22 protein-coding genes are annotated in these 17,491 nt (G+C 56.0%); 8 read left to right on the top strand and 14 right to left on the bottom strand.

The annotated features are described in order from the left end of the window. Positions 1-145 precede the first annotated feature (145 nt). Complete coding sequence (locus DYI22_RS12705) at positions 146-1,426, top strand: PD-(D/E)XK nuclease family protein (protein ID WP_213478466.1); 1,281 nt, start codon at positions 146-148, stop codon at positions 1,424-1,426. Between the two features lie 27 nt (positions 1,427-1,453). Beyond that, positions 1,454-1,786 carry a hypothetical protein gene (locus DYI22_RS12700; protein WP_213478464.1) on the top strand — a complete coding sequence of 111 codons (333 nt, stop codon included), beginning with the start codon at positions 1,454-1,456 and terminating at the stop codon, positions 1,784-1,786. A 707-nt stretch (positions 1,787-2,493) separates the two neighbouring features. Here the strand turns inward: DYI22_RS12700 and DYI22_RS12695 are convergent. Then, entirely contained in the window at positions 2,494-3,201 is a 708-nt protein-coding gene (locus tag DYI22_RS12695) for a hypothetical protein (protein WP_213478462.1), read from the bottom strand. Between the two features lie 361 nt (positions 3,202-3,562). On the opposite strand from DYI22_RS12695, the gene DYI22_RS12690 reads away from it, so the two are divergent. From DYI22_RS12690 to DYI22_RS12680, 3 genes are all read left to right on the top strand, one after another. Then, positions 3,563-4,716, top strand: a protein-coding gene (locus DYI22_RS12690) for an IS3 family transposase (protein WP_085986445.1) whose coding sequence is annotated in 2 segments (ribosomal slippage) — positions 3,563-3,803 and positions 3,803-4,716 — 1,155 coding nt in all. Because the reading frame shifts where the segments join, the coding sequence is not laid out codon by codon here. A gap of 136 nt (positions 4,717-4,852) precedes the next feature. Continuing rightward, entirely contained in the window at positions 4,853-5,860 is a 1,008-nt protein-coding gene (locus DYI22_RS12685; protein ID WP_213478460.1) for a medium chain dehydrogenase/reductase family protein, read from the top strand. A 205-nt stretch (positions 5,861-6,065) separates the two neighbouring features. Then, positions 6,066-6,830 carry an SDR family oxidoreductase gene (locus DYI22_RS12680; RefSeq protein WP_213478458.1) on the top strand — a complete coding sequence of 255 codons (765 nt, stop codon included), beginning with the start codon at positions 6,066-6,068 and terminating at the stop codon, positions 6,828-6,830. 76 nt (positions 6,831-6,906) lie between these two features. Here DYI22_RS12680 and DYI22_RS12675 read toward each other — a convergent pair whose 3' ends face one another. From DYI22_RS12675 to DYI22_RS12655, 5 genes are all read right to left on the bottom strand, one after another. After that, a complete protein-coding gene (locus DYI22_RS12675) occupies positions 6,907-7,995 on the bottom strand; it encodes a hypothetical protein (protein ID WP_213478456.1) in 1,089 nt (362 codons plus the stop codon). A gap of 129 nt (positions 7,996-8,124) precedes the next feature. After that, positions 8,125-8,841 carry an SGNH/GDSL hydrolase family protein gene (locus tag DYI22_RS12670; RefSeq protein ID WP_213478455.1) on the bottom strand — a complete coding sequence of 239 codons (717 nt, stop codon included), beginning with the start codon at positions 8,839-8,841 and terminating at the stop codon, positions 8,125-8,127. 42 nt (positions 8,842-8,883) lie between these two features. Next, complete coding sequence (locus tag DYI22_RS12665; RefSeq protein ID WP_213478454.1) at positions 8,884-10,548, bottom strand: alpha/beta hydrolase; 1,665 nt, start codon at positions 10,546-10,548, stop codon at positions 8,884-8,886. A 43-nt stretch (positions 10,549-10,591) separates the two neighbouring features. Beyond that, positions 10,592-11,338, bottom strand: a complete 747-nt coding sequence (locus DYI22_RS12660) for an SDR family oxidoreductase (RefSeq protein WP_213478452.1) — start codon at positions 11,336-11,338, stop codon at positions 10,592-10,594. A gap of 2 nt (positions 11,339-11,340) precedes the next feature. Next, positions 11,341-11,970 (bottom strand): TetR/AcrR family transcriptional regulator, encoded by a 630-nt coding sequence (locus DYI22_RS12655; RefSeq protein ID WP_213478451.1) that lies wholly within the window; start codon positions 11,968-11,970, stop codon positions 11,341-11,343. Between the two features lie 123 nt (positions 11,971-12,093). Here DYI22_RS12655 and DYI22_RS12650 point away from each other — a divergent pair, with 123 nt between their 5' ends. Then, complete coding sequence (locus DYI22_RS12650; RefSeq protein WP_228301016.1) at positions 12,094-12,525, top strand: hotdog fold domain-containing protein; 432 nt, start codon at positions 12,094-12,096, stop codon at positions 12,523-12,525. Positions 12,526-12,537: 12 nt separating this feature from the next. On the opposite strand, the gene DYI22_RS12645 is transcribed toward DYI22_RS12650, so the two are convergent. After that, positions 12,538-12,804 (bottom strand): DksA/TraR family C4-type zinc finger protein, encoded by a 267-nt coding sequence (locus tag DYI22_RS12645; RefSeq protein ID WP_213478447.1) that lies wholly within the window; start codon positions 12,802-12,804, stop codon positions 12,538-12,540. Positions 12,805-13,008: 204 nt separating this feature from the next. Between DYI22_RS12645 and DYI22_RS12640 the strand changes: the two genes are divergently transcribed. Further along, positions 13,009-13,341, top strand: coding sequence for a DUF3135 domain-containing protein (locus DYI22_RS12640; RefSeq protein WP_213478446.1), 333 nt, complete (start codon positions 13,009-13,011; stop codon positions 13,339-13,341). Positions 13,342-13,396: 55 nt separating this feature from the next. Here the strand turns inward: DYI22_RS12640 and DYI22_RS12635 are convergent, their stop codons facing one another. After that, positions 13,397-13,843 carry a GFA family protein gene (locus DYI22_RS12635; RefSeq protein WP_213478445.1) on the bottom strand — a complete coding sequence of 149 codons (447 nt, stop codon included), beginning with the start codon at positions 13,841-13,843 and terminating at the stop codon, positions 13,397-13,399. Between the two features lie 230 nt (positions 13,844-14,073). Between DYI22_RS12635 and DYI22_RS12630 the strand changes: the two genes are divergently transcribed. Beyond that, positions 14,074-14,421 carry a hypothetical protein gene (locus DYI22_RS12630; protein ID WP_213478443.1) on the top strand — a complete coding sequence of 116 codons (348 nt, stop codon included), beginning with the start codon at positions 14,074-14,076 and terminating at the stop codon, positions 14,419-14,421. Between the two features lie 56 nt (positions 14,422-14,477). On the opposite strand, the gene DYI22_RS12625 is transcribed toward DYI22_RS12630, so the two are convergent. The 6 genes from DYI22_RS12625 to DYI22_RS12600 form a co-directional block, all read right to left on the bottom strand. Further along, complete coding sequence (locus DYI22_RS12625) at positions 14,478-14,873, bottom strand: hypothetical protein (protein WP_213478442.1); 396 nt, start codon at positions 14,871-14,873, stop codon at positions 14,478-14,480. A gap of 197 nt (positions 14,874-15,070) precedes the next feature. Then, complete coding sequence (locus DYI22_RS12620; protein WP_213478441.1) at positions 15,071-15,643, bottom strand: hypothetical protein; 573 nt, start codon at positions 15,641-15,643, stop codon at positions 15,071-15,073. A 189-nt stretch (positions 15,644-15,832) separates the two neighbouring features. After that, positions 15,833-16,330 carry a DUF3291 domain-containing protein gene (locus DYI22_RS12615; protein ID WP_213478439.1) on the bottom strand — a complete coding sequence of 166 codons (498 nt, stop codon included), beginning with the start codon at positions 16,328-16,330 and terminating at the stop codon, positions 15,833-15,835. A 20-nt stretch (positions 16,331-16,350) separates the two neighbouring features. Beyond that, a complete protein-coding gene (locus tag DYI22_RS12610) occupies positions 16,351-16,656 on the bottom strand; it encodes a YdeI/OmpD-associated family protein (protein ID WP_213478438.1) in 306 nt (101 codons plus the stop codon). Between the two features lie 74 nt (positions 16,657-16,730). Further along, positions 16,731-17,273: a DinB family protein gene (locus DYI22_RS12605; protein ID WP_213478437.1), complete on the bottom strand. Its 543-nt coding sequence runs from the start codon at positions 17,271-17,273 to the stop codon at positions 16,731-16,733. Between the two features lie 12 nt (positions 17,274-17,285). Continuing rightward, a partial coding sequence (locus DYI22_RS12600) for a hypothetical protein (RefSeq protein ID WP_213478435.1) occupies positions 17,286-17,491 on the bottom strand: 206 nt, incomplete at its 5' end.

The following is a 17,491-nucleotide window of genomic DNA, read 5'->3' as shown; positions in this document are numbered from 1 at the left end:
AGGATTCCCTATGCAGATGCAAGGTTTGTAGGACAGATGGAACTATGTGTGGTCGTCGTGGCACTATCGTCTGCCCTAGGACTCAGTTTCGTCAGTGTTTGTTGGAGCGACGAAAAATCGAAAACAACTAAAGGGAGGTGTGCCCATGGGTAGTGATGGGAGTCTGAGGCTCGACAGACTCAAAGACCTGGTTGATCAATGCGAGAAATTGGCTAACCAACATGGCGAACGCTTCAACATATTCTCACTCTTGGGTGTTGATCGGGACGAAACTTCAACCCATTCCAATTTTCTCGCCGAGCTCCTGAAGCCTTCCGGGCGGCATGGAGAGGAAAACCGATTCCTCCGGATTTTTCTTGAGCAAATACTGAATCTCCCGGCCGCCCTCACCGGTAAAGTTCGCGTTACCAGGGAGTTATCGACCGAGGATAAGCGGCGAATCGATATTGTTGTCGAGACACCGGAATTGCTCTTGGGGATCGAAGTTAAGATTGATGCCAAAGATCAAGAAAACCAGCTCCGCGACTACCACCGGGAACTGACAAGCCGAGCAAATGGCCGCAAAGAGGTGGCTCTGGTTTACCTGACTTTGCACGGGAAAGAGGCTTCGAATTACACGCTTGGCGATGGCGATTTAGCGTCCGAGTCGGTTCATTGCCTCTCTTTTTCCAGAGACATTCCTCGCTGGCTCGCAATCTGTGGCGAGCAGACTCAGCACAAGCCCGAACTTTCTTACGCGCTCAAGCAATATCAGCGCCTGCTTGCCAATCTGACCGGAACAGGAGCCTCTATGGAGTCCTTACTCGCCAATGAATTGTTATCTAACCCGGACGAGCTCATTACCGCTTTGAAGGCTGAGAAAGCACTGCCGCTGGCCAAAAGTAAAATTATGCTCCTGTTTTGGGAAGATCTGGCGAAAGGTTTAGACAAAGCTTTTGGTAAAGCGCCGGTCGTTTATGATCATAAGAGTCTAAAAGCACTCACAAATAAGTATTTCTCGGACCGCACGAGAGGCCGTACAGGCGGCATTAGACTTCCACTTTGTTGGCTCGGTAATTGTACCGTCAGCTTGTACGTGCATATCAACAAAGTCATCCATTATGGTCTGCGCGTTGAAACGGGGGGCGGAAAAGTGGTTGTAAGGCCAGACCTGCGTGACCGACTTCGAGACATCTTGGGACAAGGGAATGCGAAGGCAGATAAATCGCCTTCTTGGCTAGTGTGCTACTACCACGATCCGGAATCCAAGCTGCCAGCTCCCTCCCTCAATTTCGCAGCCTTTGATGAGTCTGTTCAGACCCTCACAGACGGTGCTGCCCGGAAAGACGTTGTCGATGACATGATCAAGCACGCACTCAAGCTGGAAAAAGCAGTAATGGGTACCTTCGAAGGCTCTGTTTCACCGGTACCAATGAAGCCTGAATAAAGCTACCTACCTGAAGATGAGGGATTTATGGACGATTTAGAGTTACCTGAACAAATGTTACTGACTCTGAAGGACGGAGAAGGCGAAATTATTTTCATTTGCCATGAGCCAGATTTTCCGGACCTTATGACGTGGACAGTGGATGAGGAAACTAAGAAACAACTGAAAGAATCGGGTGCCAGAGACCAGTTGTGCGTGGCGGTCGGCAGGGCGAATCTCTGGCGACACGAAAATAACGTAACGCCTAATTGCGGACTTCTTATGACCCTCGGGAAAGGGGCGCCGAAGGTTAAGTGGCTTTCACTGTCGGAAGCTCTTGATCGGCGCGAGAAGGTACACGCTGAGGCGGGTCAAGAGTAGTCGCCGCCCGGGGGGATAATTGCATATTTCCAGGCTCTGGATGAAAGGAAAAACAGGGTCAAAATTGGACTGAAAAGTGCGGGGTTCGAAAGTCCGCTTTTGTTTAAACTTGGAGATGACCAGATCGAACCGCCTGAACATGTCCAATAACATGGGTACGTCAGGCATCAAGCAAAAGGCGACCATCGACCGGAAGACGCGGCCGGCAATACCGGATCTGGAAAAAGTCTTCTGGACCGTTTACAGCCGCGTTCACGTGCCACAATAGATGACCCTCTGCACAATGTTCTACCAGCACAGAGACGGGCACCTCTTAAAACTCGGCAAACCCCTGACCGCTATCGGAGATGGCACACACGGTCTCGAACTATCCTTGGAGTCCGACGACCGTTGTCTGCGTGTTCACCTGGATGACGCGGAGGTTCGCCAGCTTCAAGCCTATCTTGATAACCAAGCTAAAAACCGCGAGAGGCCTCTCTGCTCCTTGGTGAGGCACCCGGTCCGGGTTTGCTGTTCCAGTATGACAACATGAGGGAACCCTTCCGGGAAGGTATCTTCATCTCCGTAGAGGGGATTGAGGACTGTGAGGACATGGGGCATGTTTCTGGAAGGCTCCGAGCTGAAGGACATTCAGCGATTCCTCGCCGGGTAACCCTTCCCGGTCAGAGCACTCTCGGCACGGTGCTGACACCCTGAATTACAGGGTGTCAAACCTCAGGAACGTCTGGCTTCAATAGATATCTTCTCACGACCAGCACAGCGCCACCCAAGAACCCGAACACCACGAGAACAGTCACACCTGCCCAAAACAGGTACACCTTGTGTTTTTGATCGTAGCTGTGAGCTCGGGTCTCCCCTAACAGACGTTGAAACCCTTGCAACCGAAACCCACCCGTGGCCATGGTTGGATTAGCGTCGTCAGGAACACGCCCTTTGGGACCGGCAACGACCGGTTGATCCGGGTAGGCCAGAAAAATGACCGGATCAGGACCTCCCTTGGAGGAGATGAGATCCAGCACTTGATCATCTCTGGGGCTCATGGCTTTGTGTCCCGCGGCATCCGGGATGACCACCGTCACATAACTTCCCCAGTTCACTTTCTGTAGCGCCCGTTCTCTGCGTTTCAAAGGCGTCTGGTCGGGGTGCTCGTCCCTGCCATTCCTCACTGGAAACACGCTCAGAGATTCGTTGCAACGCATCTGTGGCCACGGCACATATTCGGGCCACTCAAGGTATGTGACCACGCAATACGACAACAGCCCGATCTCAACTTCATTCGCAGTCCATTTAACCGTACTTGCCAGGTAGCCTTGGTTAACTTCCGGCCGCAGGTCAGTAACCTTAATGTCAGCGTCACTATAGGTCGGGAACAGCACCAAAACCATCAGGGCGGCCAAAAACAGTAATGCTTTCATAATCTCCATCCTCTGGACCATGTGATCTCGCTCTCTGCCGGGTGTCTTGCACGGTCAGATAAAGTCTTTTTAACGTCCATAGGGGGACTCGTCACTTTGTAAACTCGTAAACTGAGCAGCCCATCACGACTGGATTCAACCGGTCCCCGGGCCACTCAATGCGACAGAAGCAAGCCCCTTTATGTCCTTTGAAGACAGAGAGCCTGTGCGCAGGTGGTCGCAAAGCGAACATTCAGGTTTGGGGATAACGCCTTGGATAAGCCGCCGGGGACGGAGCGCCGCAGTAGTCCAGAACGAACGGGTTCTACCCCGTTACTGCGGACATTCCTAAAAAGAGGCACACTGTGCCAAAGGAGTGTTCATGTCCAGACGCAGAAAATATAGCCCAGAGTTCAAACGCGAAGCGATCGCTTTAACCCGGCAACCTGGTGTGAGTTGTCGCCAGGTAGCATTAGAGATCGGCATCAATCCCAATCTGTTGTCGCGTTGGCGCAGAGAAGCGGACGAGGAAACAGACAAGGCCTTCAAGGGCTCTGGCTCTCCCAGAGACGAGGAGGTTGCCCGCCTCAAGCGAGAATTGGCCCGCGTGAAGAAGGAGCGTGATTTTTTGCGCGAAGCGGCAGTGTTCTTCGCAAAGGAGTCGTCCTGAGGTATCAGGCGATTCAACGTTGTCGCAATACTTTCCCAATACGTCTTATGTGCCGATGCCTGAAGGTGTCGGCCAGCGGTTATTACGCTTGGGTCTCTCGCCCTGAGTCCGCCAGGTCAAAGGCTAATCAGCACTTGCTGTCACGCATCAGAGAGATTCATGACGATAGCGGGGGCATGATTGGCTCACCCCGTATGCATGAGGATCTGGTTGCTGAGGGAGCCTCAACCAGCCTGAACCGCGTCGCGCGATTGATGGCCAAACACGGCATTCAGGGGTGGCCACGCAAGAAGCGCGGACGCTTGGGACGTCAATCTTATCGACCACCGGGAATCCGGAATCATCTGGAACGGGATTTCTCCGCTCTGGAGCCAGACACCAAATGGGTGACGGATATAACAGAGATCCCGACGCAGGAAGGAAAGCTCTTTCTCTGCGTGGTTCTCGACCTGTTCAGCAAGCTGATCGTTGGCTGGTCGATGCATCACCGACAGGATCGGCATATGGTAATCAGAGCGGTTGAGATGGCCGTTTGGCAGCGCCAGGGGAAAGTTCCGGTGATATTGCATTCAGATCGAGGCAGTCAATTCACCAGCGGTGATTACCAGCGCTATCTCGGCAGCAACCGACTGGTGAGCAGCATGAGCGCGGTCGGTCATTGTGGTGATAATGCGGCCTGCGAGGGGTTCTTCGGCATGCTCAAGCGTGAGCGAATTCACCACCGGCGCTACCGAACCCAAAATGAAGCACGAGCTGATGTCTTCGATTACATTGAGCGGTTCCATAATCCTAGGATGCGACGTAGAGTTGCTGCTCAGGACAGAAAACTGTTCGCCGTTTTAAAACCGTCCGTGGAAACGGGGTAGAACCCAACGAGGCACAGGTTGCAAAGCGGACACTCAATTCCAATAACGGCGAACTGCGCAAACGCTGGCTGCTTTTGAAGACTAACCCTATGCTCTAATTTCAGGCGAAGCGCGTCGACTCAATCGGAATGAAAACATGTCCTACAAAAAGGTGATCTTGAGCGAGTTCGGTGGGCCAGATGTCCTGGTCGTTGAAAAAGTTACGGAGGTCCCAGAGCCCGGACCAGGTGAAGTCCGCGTAAAAGTTCTGGCATGCAGCGCCGCTTATACCGACACATTGATACGTCGCGGCATCTATCCTGATGTTAAACAAAAGCCCCCCATTACCCTCGGCTATGACATGATCGGCGTTGTCGATAAAGTGGGTGACCAGGTAGGCCATCTCGCTAAAGGCGATAAGGTCGCCGAACTCACTATCCTCGGCTCCTATTCGGAGTACATGGTTCTCGCAGCCGAACAACTCGTTCAGGTTCCAGGGAACCTCGACGACCTTGAAGCCCTGTCTCTTATTCTCAGCTACGTAACGGCCTTTCAAATGCTGACTCGGCTGGCCGAAGTTCAGGCCGGCGACACTGTCCTGATACATGGTGCAGGAGGTGCTGTCGGAAACGCACTGGTACAACTTGGGGCGGCAATGAATCTGAAGATGTATGGAACGGCCTCAATCTCCCAACACGATGACTTACGGAATCTGGGTTGCGAACCAATCGACTATAAAACAGATGACTTTGTTCTTCGGATGAAGTCTTACGAGCCAAAGGGAGTCAACGCAGTATTTGATGCCATGGGTGGAGGCCATTTCAAACGCTCCCTAAAAGTAATCTCAAACCATGGGACGCTTGTTGCCTATGGCTCTTACAATGCAGCGTCATCGTCAGGTTTAATTAAAGACTTCTTACTCGTTAGTTTGTGGGGCTTGTTGCCGTGGCTACCGTCCACAGCTTTCTATTCCATAGGGGCTTGGCATAACAAACATCACGACTGGTTCAAAGAAGATCTGTTGACGCTTTTCATGTGGCTATCTGAGAGAAAGATCAGCCCCGTTGTCAGTCAAAGAATGAAGCTGGAAGAGGCTTCGCGGGCGCATGGTCTTTTAGACAGCGGCCAGGCTAAAGGCAAAATTGTGTTGATGGTTGGGCTATAGCTCGCCAATTGGGACTCGATCGTCAGAGCAGACCTATTGGCCCGGCTCCTTCGGTATGCTTTTCTCATTCCACTACGCGTAACCACGCGGCTGAACAACAACATGACCATCAACACAGCTTATTAGCACCCATAAGAACTACCGATTTCCCGAGGGCAGCAGAACCCTCTAACCTGTCTGCACACGTTTAGCCAGGACAGGAACAATGACGAACAACGGATACGAGCAACGGGTAGCAGTGATTACGGGGGCAGCGGCCGGAATTGGCCGGGCGACGGCGCTGGCGTTTGCCGCCAGAGGCGCGCGGGTTGTGGTGGCAGACATTGACGAGCAGGGCGGCCAGCAGGTTGTCGGGGCCGCCAGAGAAAGTGGCGGTGAGGCCATGTTCGTGCGTTGCGATGTGACCCGCGATGACGATGTTCAGGCACTGGTAGCGACCACGCTTGAGCATTACGGTCGGCTGGACTTCGCCTTTAACAACGCCGGGATCGAAGTGGAACAGAGTAAGCTGGCGGACGGCGATGAGGCGGAGTTCGACCGCATTATGGACGTCAACGTGAAGGGGGTCTGGCGCTGCATGAAACATCAGATTCCCGCCATGCTGGCCCAGGGCGGCGGCGCCATTGTGAACACGGCCTCGGTTGCCGGGCTGGGGGCGGCGCCAAAAATGAGCGTATACAGTGCCAGCAAGCATGCAGTCATCGGCCTGACCAAATCCGCGGCAGTGGAGTATGCGAAAAAAGGCATCCGCGTGAACGCTATCTGCCCGGCGGTGATCGATACCGACATGTTCCGCCGCGCCGCCGAAAGTGACCCGCGCAAGGCGGAGTTCGCTGCTGCCATGCACCCGGTTGGGCGGCTGGGTACAGCCGATGAAATTGCGGCAGCCGTGCTTTACCTCTGTTCCCCGGATGCCGGCTTTACCACCGGCGTTGCTTTGCCAGTAGACGGTGGTGCCACCGCGATCTGACGGGTAAAGCGCGCCCCGGCCTTTTGGGCAACCGGGGCGTCAACTGCAGCGCGGCCGCCCGCAATGGTCCGCGCCACTAGCCGAAGAGGTCGTCGAGAAAGCCTCCGTCGTCATCGTCGTCATCATCATCGTCATCGCCGCCTCCCGGGGGATCAGGTTCTGGCTCAGGTTCTGGTTCCGGTTCCGGTTCTGGTTCGGGTTCAGGCTCTGGCTCTGGCTCAGGTTCGGGCTCTGGTTCGGGCTCAGGTTCGGGCTCGGGCTCAGGCTCGGGCTCAGGCTCGGGTTCTGGTTCTGGCTCAGGTTCTGGCTCAGGTTCTGGCTCGGGCTCGGGCTCGGGCTCAGGTTCGGGCTCGGGCTCAGGCTCGGGTTCTGGCTCGGGTTCTGGTTCTGGCTCAGGTTCTGGCTCAGGTTCTGGCTCAGGTTCTGGCTCGGGCTCGGGCTCGGGCTCGGGCTCAGGTTCTGGTTCTGGTTCCGGATCGGGCCCGGGGCCCGGATCAGATGGAGATGGCGGTGGAATGAGAGTCAGGTTGCCCGACGCGATCAGATCGACGAAATCCGGGTAGCTCTGAACATTGTCGAGGTCTCTGACCGCCGCCGAAAAGGTTTCAAGCAGCTGGTCAATGCTGTCGCCTATTTCAAAATTTGTTGTGAAAGGGTCAAATTCGTCACTGGGAAGGGTGTAATTGTTCTCAGTTAGCGCGGCCAGAAACTCCTGTTTCGCCTGACCCAGGTCGCTTATGGCGGCGGTGCGTTCATCCCGGTTAAACCAGACCACGGGCCGCTCCGATACGGACAGGGCAATGATCAAATCAGTGAACGGAGTAATGTTGACCGTCCCAGCCGCGTCGGTATAACTGTGCAGAAGCTGCGCCTCATTTTCACCTTCAACCCTGAGGGCACAGGGTAGGGCAGAGGCTTGCACCTGGCCCTCGAAACCACCGTCATCATCGGTGGTGACAGGTTCAATAAAGGTTTCTCCGCCCTCGCATCGCGCCTCCACCGGAGCGTTTTCGATTGCCGCACCAACGGCCGCTCGCCCGGTCAACGCCACCAACTGATCGCCGCCGACGTCCCCGTCATCGTCCGAGGAAGGCCCCGATGGACTACAACCCTTGAAGGCGACTGCCAGAGCCAGGACGGCTGCACTCCTTGCTATCCATGTCATGGTCAAACCCTCTGTAAGAAGATTGGCTTGCCGATTAGGAGTGCTAAGCAAAATGAGCGCCACGGGGTAAGAAGGTGCCTTAAAACAGAGCAGGGGAAAGCGTGGTAAATGATTATGTGTTGGGGTGTGTTAAATATGTCGACATATTTCACCAACCAGGGCCCCAGCAATTGCCCGGTAGCCTTGGTCGCTGGGGTGGTAGCCATCACTGGCCAGAAGCGACGGGTCGGTCAGCGCAGGGTAACACCAGTAGCGGAAATGGGTCGGCTGTTGGAGGGCGAGCTGTTCGTAAACCCCGTTCAGCTGGCGCGCCCGCCAACCCATGATGTATCGCAGCGGTGCGGGTAACGCGGTGAACCGGTGCATGGGCGGTACGCTGAGCAGGTAAAGTGGCCCTGTGTAACGCGCAGAGACTGTCTGGCGCAGCGTTAGCAGTTCTCTCCGGAAACGGTACCTGGGCGTGAGGCCGGTGGTGTCGTTCACCCCCATGCTCAGCAGTACCACATCGCATTCGGGCAGATCTGTAGCGGCCAGTTTCTGATTAAGCTGGCCGAGGCGAATGCCATTCACACCCAGCGTATGCCAGGCAATGGTCTGCCCGGAACGCTCGTGCAACTGAAGCGCCAGTTGGCTGGCAAGGCCCTGCTCATGGCTGGACACGCCCACGCCGGCGGCGGTGGATTCGCCCAATACAAGAAGCCTCAAATACGGCTCGCTGTCGCCGTACTGACCGGAAGATGCGCCCTGCGCTTCCGGCAACCGGGGTGTGATCTTTCGGGTGCGTTTGCCCTGATACAAAAGTACCGGTAGCAGTAGCGCAGTGGTAAGCCAGAAAGGTAGGTGCATGATATTCCCCGCTCCATTAATGAACTTGAGTCTGGCAAATCCTTACCAGCTGCCGTTTCGATCCGTCTGTAATGGCAGCGTTACCGCGCCTTCGACAAATGCTTTGTCGCCCCAGCCCTTGCCACGGTTGTAATAGGCCCCGGTAAATCCCTGCAGCACCAGTCCCACGGTATCGTCTGCAGCCAGGGGGTAAACAACACCCGCCATGTCAGTGTGCTGTTCGGCCGGAACGCGCAGGGGGGTGAACTGCTCGTGAATGACCTCAATGGCTGGCGAGCCGGGGCGACGTACGCCCAGGCCCGCGAATACCACGCTCTCTTCCTCTTCGTTCTCTATGGAGGTGGCCAGCTGCAGGTGAGGCACGCCCGCCAGAAAATCCCCTTGTTGAGCTCGGTAAAGGGGTACGAAGGCCGGTCGCAGACTGCCACCGGTCACTGGCTGATTGATGGCTGGCGGCACCTCCCGGGCCGGAACAAACCACCCGGAAAGCCAGTCCCAGGGTTGTAGCAACAGCTCCAGTCGGCCGCTCATTGCCAGCGCCACGGGCGTTTCCTGAACATGGAACACCTCGCCACCGGGTTCCAGTAACACACCGGCCGTCGCCATCGGTTCGCCAAAATCGAACGTCAGGCAGTGGCGAGGCCGCGATTCCGGCTGGCCTTTAAGCTTTTCGTCCCAGAACGCCAGTACCATCGCGATGGCCGTGCTCTCGTAGGAGCCGCAGCGAATGTCCGCCTGGGTATTGAACAGCGGCGTGCCGGACCAGGCCTGCATGGGCCAGGGCATGATGTGACCATCCTCGATGGCCACCAGATACGCGTCCTGCCCGGCATCGCGGGCGCAGGCCCAGTTGGCCAACCCGTGATTGAGCGGAAACAGTACATCTCGCAGCCCCTGGATAAACAACGCATCGGCCTGGATGCCGCGGCCATTGCGGCAGTATTCCGAAGGACTTCGCCTCGACAGGTCCAGCGTGGTGGCGCTGTCGATCTCACCGGAGAGGGCCGCCTGATAACTGGCCTCGTTGATCAGGTCAAAATCAAAGCCGCTACCAAGCGTTCCCAGCCAGTCCAGCGCGAAGGGCCAGAAACCCTGAACCACGTCATTGGGCGCCAGCGCCTGTTGCAGATCGTACCAGGTGGCGATCGGCACAATGGCGTCCAGCCGGGGGTCTTCCATGCTGGCGAGAATCTGCACCGCGCCGCCGTAACTTTCCCCACTGGCCCCCACATAGGGATCGCCATCGGGCGCACGGCGCAGCCTTGGCAACGTCTCATCGGCCCAGTCCAGCACGCTGATAAAATCCTGAACCTCGTAGTCTGGGTCCATCAGCTGTACCTGGCCTTCACTGTCGCCGAAGCCCCGCTGGTCGTAGGAAATCACCCAGTAACCGGCGTCCCAGGCGGCAATTGCCGCCTGCCCGGAGAGCACCAGCTGGCCGTAGATGGAGAAGCGACGGGGCGCGCGAAACGCTCCGAAACCGTGAGTGTGAATAATCAGCGGTGCCGCAACGCCCGGCTTCAGCGCCGGCTGGAACACCGTGGCCCGGAGCAGTGTGCCATCGTGAGCTTCGACATCCACATGGTAAGACGTCTGGGGCAGGGTGGTCGCCGGGCCAGTGTCCTGATAGCGCTCCTGGGGCTCCAGGCTCGCGCAGCCGGATGCGAGCGCGACACCCAGCAGTAACCAGATTGTCAAAGCTCTCATAACATCACGCGGTTTGTGCGATAGCGAGTTGGCTTCTGGCCACTCACATCGCCCGGGCAAACAACCCGAACGGCATCGCCTTCAGTACATAACTGAGCGGTGTCCATGGCCACCAGGGCACGTAGGCGCGGCGCTTTTCGGAGTCGATGGCTTTCACCAGGGCTTTGACGCCGGTATCCAGATCCACCCGAAAGGGGGCGTTTTTGGTGTCCCGGTTGATGTCGGTGAGGATGTAGCCGGGCAGGATGTTGCTTACGTTAATGGGTTTACCCTTGGTATCCAGCTGCAGACCCTCGGCCAGGGAGGCCACAGCGGCTTTGGTGGCGGCGTATACATTGAGGGGGCCGCGGAACCCGCGCACGCCGCTCATGGATGACATCAGCACCAGATGGCCGCTGTTCTGTTCCCGGAAAATCTCCATGGCCGCCTCGCTCTGGGCAATGGCGGCGATGAAGTTGGTTTCCGCGGTGTGGCGGTTGGCGGCAAAGTGCCCGCGCCCAATCGGTTGGGAACTGCCGATACCCGCGTTCACCACCACGCGGTCCAGACTGCCCAGCTCATCCCGGAAGCCCCGGAACACCTCGAACACCTGATCGTAGTCGCACACGTCCAGCCCGCGCACCAGCACCCGGATATCCGGGTGCGCCTGTTGCAGTTCCCGCTGCAGGGCTTCCAGCTTATCCGCCCGCCGCGCGCACAGCGCCAGGTTGCAGCCTTTTGCGGCCCATTCGCGGGCCATGCCTTCACCAAGACCGGTGCTGGCACCGGTGATCAGGATGTTCTTTCGCATGATTATTCCTTTTGTTGGTCTGCATCTGCGGCAATGGCACGCCACGCCGCCCCGGCGAATACATCAATATGCTCCGTGGGTGGCGTCGGCACACGGCCAGACAGCCATGCCCGGCAATAATTCTCGGCCTGGCCGATCAGCAGGGAGGCGTAGGTCTCACGGGGCAACGATCGCACTTTTCCCGACGCCAGGCCAGTTTCCAGGAACTGCAGCAAGGCGCCGTAGCGTTTGTCGTTACGCCCTTTAAGCTGATCTTTCGATGTGCCGGCGGCGACCACCCGGCGCGAGTGATACATGAACCGCGCCAGCTGCGGATTGGCCACCACCCATTCAAGGTAGGCCCGCACCCACGCCGTCACGGCCTCCTGAATGCTCTTTGCATCTCCAAGGGCGGTCTCGAACCACGCCTGCTGATCGTCCAGCCCCGCCAGATAGATCGCCGCTGCCAGGCCTTCCTTGTTGCCAAAATGATGATAGATGGTCCCGATGCTGCTGCCGGAACGCTCCCGAATGGTGTCGATGGTCACCGCATCCACACCCATTTCATCGAAGCAGGCTAGGGCACAGCTCAGCACCTGGCGTTTTCTGGCCTTGCGTGTTCCCGGGTAGGCGCGCTCAAAAGCAGGTTCCACGTTGTTGACCCCTCCACCAATAACAGAATATTATTCTAGAACAAGATTCTACACAGAATATCAACGAGAGCCCAGTTTGCCATGAGCGGAAAAATCCAACCCAATCTTGCCCTGTTTCAGAAAATGAGCGCGCTCCCCATGGGGCGACAACTGTTCACCCGGGCGCTGTGCTTCAAGGCGCCGTATTTCAGATCCATCAAGCCGCTGATGACCGAGCTGCGCCCCGGTAAAGCCGAGGTGCAGATCCGAAAGCACCGGGCGGTGCTGAATCACCTCGGAACGGTACACGCCATCGCCATGTGCAACATGGCGGAGCTGGCCGGCGGTATGATGACGGACGTGAGCATTCCCACCAGCCACCGCTGGATACCGAAGGGGATGACCGTGGAATACCTGAAGAAGGCCAATACAGACCTGACCGCCACCGCCACCTGCGATCTGCCGGAGACCTGGCCAGATGCGAGTGAACTGATCGCGAAAGTGGACGTGAAAGACACTGACGGGAACACCGTCTCGCGGATGGCGATCACCATGTGGGTGTCCGCGAAACAGTGATGGCACCGCAGGTTACCGCAACTGGCTGTCCTTGCTGCCGCGGCGATTGATGCCGCCTGCATTGGTCTCCTGCTTTTCAAGCGCTGACTGGCACGCAATGCACAACCGCACGCCGGGAATCGCTTTGCGGCGGGCTTCCGGGATGTCACAGCCACACTCATCGCAATGCAACGCGCTCTCGCCGGAGCCCAACTGGCTGCGCGCGCGTTTCACCTCATCTTCCACACTGGCGTCGATCTGGTCCTGAACGGCGCCATCCTTTGACCATCCACCTGCCATAGCGCTCTCCGCTCGTTCGTTGATCCCCGGTTACAGATTAATTCTGTACAAAATTTGTGCGCTCGTCGAAATATCAGTTTACATTACAGGTAGAGCCGCCGGCGATCCGTTGGTTATTTCCGGCCTGGTGAACCGGGCCTACGCCGGTTTGAATGCGCAAAGAACGAAGCACGGACTCTGTAAAACCAGGGAAGGAGAGGCGGCATGGATATGCCCACGTTCGACGAGCTCAGGGATCTGCTGCAGCGTGACCCGGAAGGCTTCGAGGCGCTGCGCGCGCAACTGATTGAAGACTGCATCCGCCGCAGCTCCAGCTGTAATCAACGCCGGCTGCGGGGCCTTCAGTTTGTGATTGACGCCCGTCGAAGAGTGGCCGGCAGCCCCATGAAGGCGTTGATGGACATTCAGGCGATGATGTACGACTCGCTGTTTGCGCTGCAGCAGGCGCTGCTTGCCCAGCAATACGGCACGGAACCCGCTGCGATGAGCGCAGGGCAGGTGCTGGATTTCCGGCGGCCGATGTCTCCGGAGAGTTGAGAGCGAGCATTCGCCCGCGTTACTGCACCGCCGATACACCGACCTCGGTGAGCCGTCACTGACCGGCGCAGCCCCTTTTCTGCTCTAAAGCCCTGTATAGGGCATTCAAACTTTCAGGACCAGCGCCCAACCGGAGGCAGTGAACAGAATCTCGCGCCCAGGGGGCGGCCGAATCGAGATGAAGGTGGACATTCACCGCCGCATCGAAATCTTCGTCCAGCAAGCCGACAGGAACCCAGACCAGCTCGGTGCCTCTTAGCGGGTTGGGAACCGGGCTGCCGCACACCGCGCAGAAATCACTGCGAAAGCCGGTTGGCTTCTGGAACGAGGTGATGCTGTCCTGGCCCGAGAGCCAGCGGAAATTCTGTTGCTGAACAAAGGTGGCTGCGTTGGCCGCAGACCCGGTGGCCTTGCGGCAGAGGGAGCAGTGGCACTGGTAGAGGTTGGGGAGATCGCCTTCGATCTCGAATTGGACTGCAGTGCAGAGGCATTGGCCTTTCATTCGTTATTCCTGATCAAAGTAGAGTTCCTGATTAACCTGCTACGACCAATAAAACTCGATGCTCGGCGTAAATGGACGGTGGGCCGAAAACGCAGAGAGAGTTTTAGTACATATTCTTAATATGTGAATAAGTCATACATGTCGATTTAAGGCGACAGTCTTGTTGCATGTCGAATGCATATTAAGGTAAATATGCATAGCTACGTAACGATTTGAGCGAGGATTGTATAATGACAAAAGAAACATCCGCGTTGAAGCAGTCCGATGAATTCGAGCCCGATGAAAGCTGCCCGGAAATTACCATGCGTCGCAAGCTTATAGCAGCACGCCAACAAGAAAAGTCCCTGGCGACGAAAGCTTTTTCTTTGGTCGACGCTCTTGCTAGAGACTTTAACGCCGAGCTCCCTAATCGGTCTTCCCGCGCCATGAGTCAACTCATCGATGTGCTGGAGGAATACGAACACTTGGAAAGTGAAATTCTTCCCGGAGTATCCAAGCGGAAGTTCCTTGTGCCAATGATTGCATCTTTTATTGCAGGTGCAGTAACCGTGGCGGGCATCGTAGCGTGGGTTTGGTGAGCGCGGTTTTTTTAAACATCCCTGTTTCCCTACGCCCTAAGCCAACATGTTCCGAGCTAGGCCTTGCGCCTTATCTTCGCTGCGATGAACGGCGCACAAGCGGTTACCGCAAGCACCACTGGCCAGAGGTTGCCATCCTTGAACGTGTAGGCCTCAAGCATCACTGGCCAGGACTTGCCTTGTGCAAGCCCAAAGGAAAACTCGAACGCAAGGGAGAGAGCGAGCCAACTGAATCCTACTAACCAGACTTGTTCGGGGCGGCGCAGGTGCAGCCAGGGAAGCGACAGCCACGCTAAGGTAATGATCAGGGCTGAAAGGAGGAGGCCGCTCACGATAAAAGCAGATGGAATCCCGAACGCTGGCAGAAGTACGGCCTCGCGGAGCAGGCCGTTGGCGATGGCAAGGGCAAGGATGCAGAGCCAGATTGTCAGTGCTTTAAGAGCCTTGCGCATGGGTACTCGCAACCTGATGCGTGCCTCATGAGTGGGTAAGTGCAGAACAGACCTAATGGCTGTGTTAGCTGTGCCGCTTGCGCCATCTATTATAAGGAATCCTGCCTTATCAGCCTTTTCTATAAACTCTCTATCCATGGTTTCCTGCTTTTATCGCGGGGCTAAGCGGCAGGATGGCCGAGGGAAGGACTCTCTCCTTAAGCGCGTTGTTGGGCACCAGACCGTTTGAGCCCGCTAATCTCTGCCATGATCCTTTCAATCACATGTGTTCGCACAGCGGGTTTGATCCCTTCTTCTGGATAGCACTTCACCAGATCAATATGACTTACGCCCTCGTGCGCATGGAACATGTGGTTTTCGACCCGTTGCGAGGCTGTGCTCCCAACAGCCTCGTTCATTTGGTGGCTGCGGTCGTACCCGAGCAAATCTCCCTGAGAGAAGAAATTAAGGCACACATCAACGTTTGTCGGTACGCTGCGAGGATCGAAACCCCACCGTCCTGGGAACACCCGTCCCAGCCCTCCTGCGGCGATGCTCACGAGCAGAGAAACATCCACACCTCGTCGCTCAAGCTCGCGTGCAATCTTGACTGCCTGGAACCCGCCCTGACTAAACCCGAGAATTACCAGGTTCCGTCCCTCGCTGCGTGATGCTTGTAAGTCATCTGATATCGAATCAACCGAATGCAGGTGTCCGTACATTGTCACGTCTGGCAGGCCCTTGCTTCTAAGGTAATGCAGCAAGTGGCGTTGCATCAGTCGTCGGGCCATGAAGCCGTAAATCACCGCAACTCGTGGACCAGAATAGCCGCTGTTTTTTTGGGTCGGTCAGGAACCTGCAACCGTTGGACTAAGCTCATTATTTTACTATCCAAGATGGATCCCTTTGCAGTGACCAACATCCGCAGCACCGGCAAAGTTGGAGCGCTGGCGGAAACTTTGCCTGAGTGACTGCGTTTGTTAAGTGGCTGGACATTCACCACTCCAAGTATCAGTTGGCACACTGGCTAGTTCGCTGGGAGCAGGGAATGCTTTCTTGAACGTGAAAGCCTTCGCGGTTGGGCCATGCTCTCGAAGAGTGTTCAGCTTTTGCGCCGCCTCTTCGATTGAGGGAATGTGACCGGCAGGCACCCACCAAAGCACCATATATGCCTGTCCCATTTTCTGAAACCACTCCTTCTTGCGGCGCATGATCTCCACGTGGGCAGACCGATAAACGTAATTATGTAAAGCCTCGACCGAATCCCAGAGGGAAAGATTCACGATTTTATCAGAGCCGAAATAATCAATGCCGGTAGCATCACCGTCTTCGGTTTGTAGCCGCCAGACGAAACCAGGGGAGTCGTCTGCCAACGCATTGATCCGGTCTAGATTCGCGACAAAATCCGAAAGCTGCGGCGAATCGATTGTTGCCAACAGTGTGGCAATGTTGAGTTGCGCAATATGATACTTATTCACAGTTTCCTCCCTGAAAACACTTAGCGCCTCGGCTTTTTATCGATAAGAACATCTTGCTGCCATTTGCCGGGCTTTTTGTCAGTACGATGAATGCAGCCAGGCCAGCAGCACGGGCGTCTCTTACCATCCGCAAGCTCCTCAACAGTACGATTGATCCGTTTCAGTCTGGTCTTTTCTTGCTTCGCATCTTCAATCCAGCAAATGAACTCATTACGTGCGACAGGCGTCAGGCTTTCCCAGAGATCAACCGTTTTCTTGTTCTGGACTAAAACACCAGCCAGATCAGCTGGCATTTCGTGTACAAGACCGCCTGAAATACTAGACATACCTTCTAGACCTTAAAATTGAATTCGCATGCTAATGTGCATCGATACACATGACGCCGCCGTGACTGGCCAGGTTATACATAAGTTTCCTCCGGAATCTGAGCCAATAGGTCAGTAACCCCAAGATCCACACATGCCTGCGTTAACAAAGTAGAAACTTGCCCTCGATGGTGAGTTTGATGGTTAAAGAAATGAAGAACCAGGCTCGAGTATCGTTTGTTGGCAGGAATTCCTTTGGTGTTGTGGTAGCTGAGCACGAAATTTAGATCACTTTCGGATAACCCGGCTATCCAGTCGATAATCTGAAGATCCAACCACATCCGGCGCTCAGTTAGGCTACGCAGATCGTCAAAAATGATCTGATCCAGGCTCGTCGGACTTTGAAGATCAGCGACCGCCCGCAACGAGTTAAAGCAGGACGGATGGGTAGCAAACCGTTTGAGCCAGATGGTGTCCCCAACGAGGATGTGATTCAAAGTTCCGAGAATGGAACCAAAAAACGCCCCACGGTCTTTCGCCAAATCTGTTGCAGAGAGATTTCCTGCCGCCTCATAGATCTTCGAGTTCATCCACTGATTGTAGGCGGCTAGCAGTTCGAACTGACTTTTCAGGCTCATCAGAGTTCCCTCTCATGTATAACGCCGCCAGCACGCGCGCCTTTGTTGTGGAGGCGAAGCCGCAACGAAAAAGGCGTCGCCGTGCCTGGCATTGTATGGATAATTCCTGCCGTGTTTGGGTAAATTGAGGCCCACCCCCAGTGGCCGCTGGGGGCCTTCATGCAGCAGCTCGATGATGGCAGGCTCCTCATTCGAGAGACCGGTAACCAGTGCGTAGC

Origin of the sequence: Marinobacter lipolyticus (genome assembly GCF_018424605.1) — a bacterium.
Taxonomy (GTDB): domain Bacteria; phylum Pseudomonadota; class Gammaproteobacteria; order Pseudomonadales; family Oleiphilaceae; genus Marinobacter; species Marinobacter lipolyticus_B.
The sequence above is the reverse complement of the archived record's forward strand: the minus strand, read 5'-3'. Positions and strand labels throughout refer to the sequence as shown.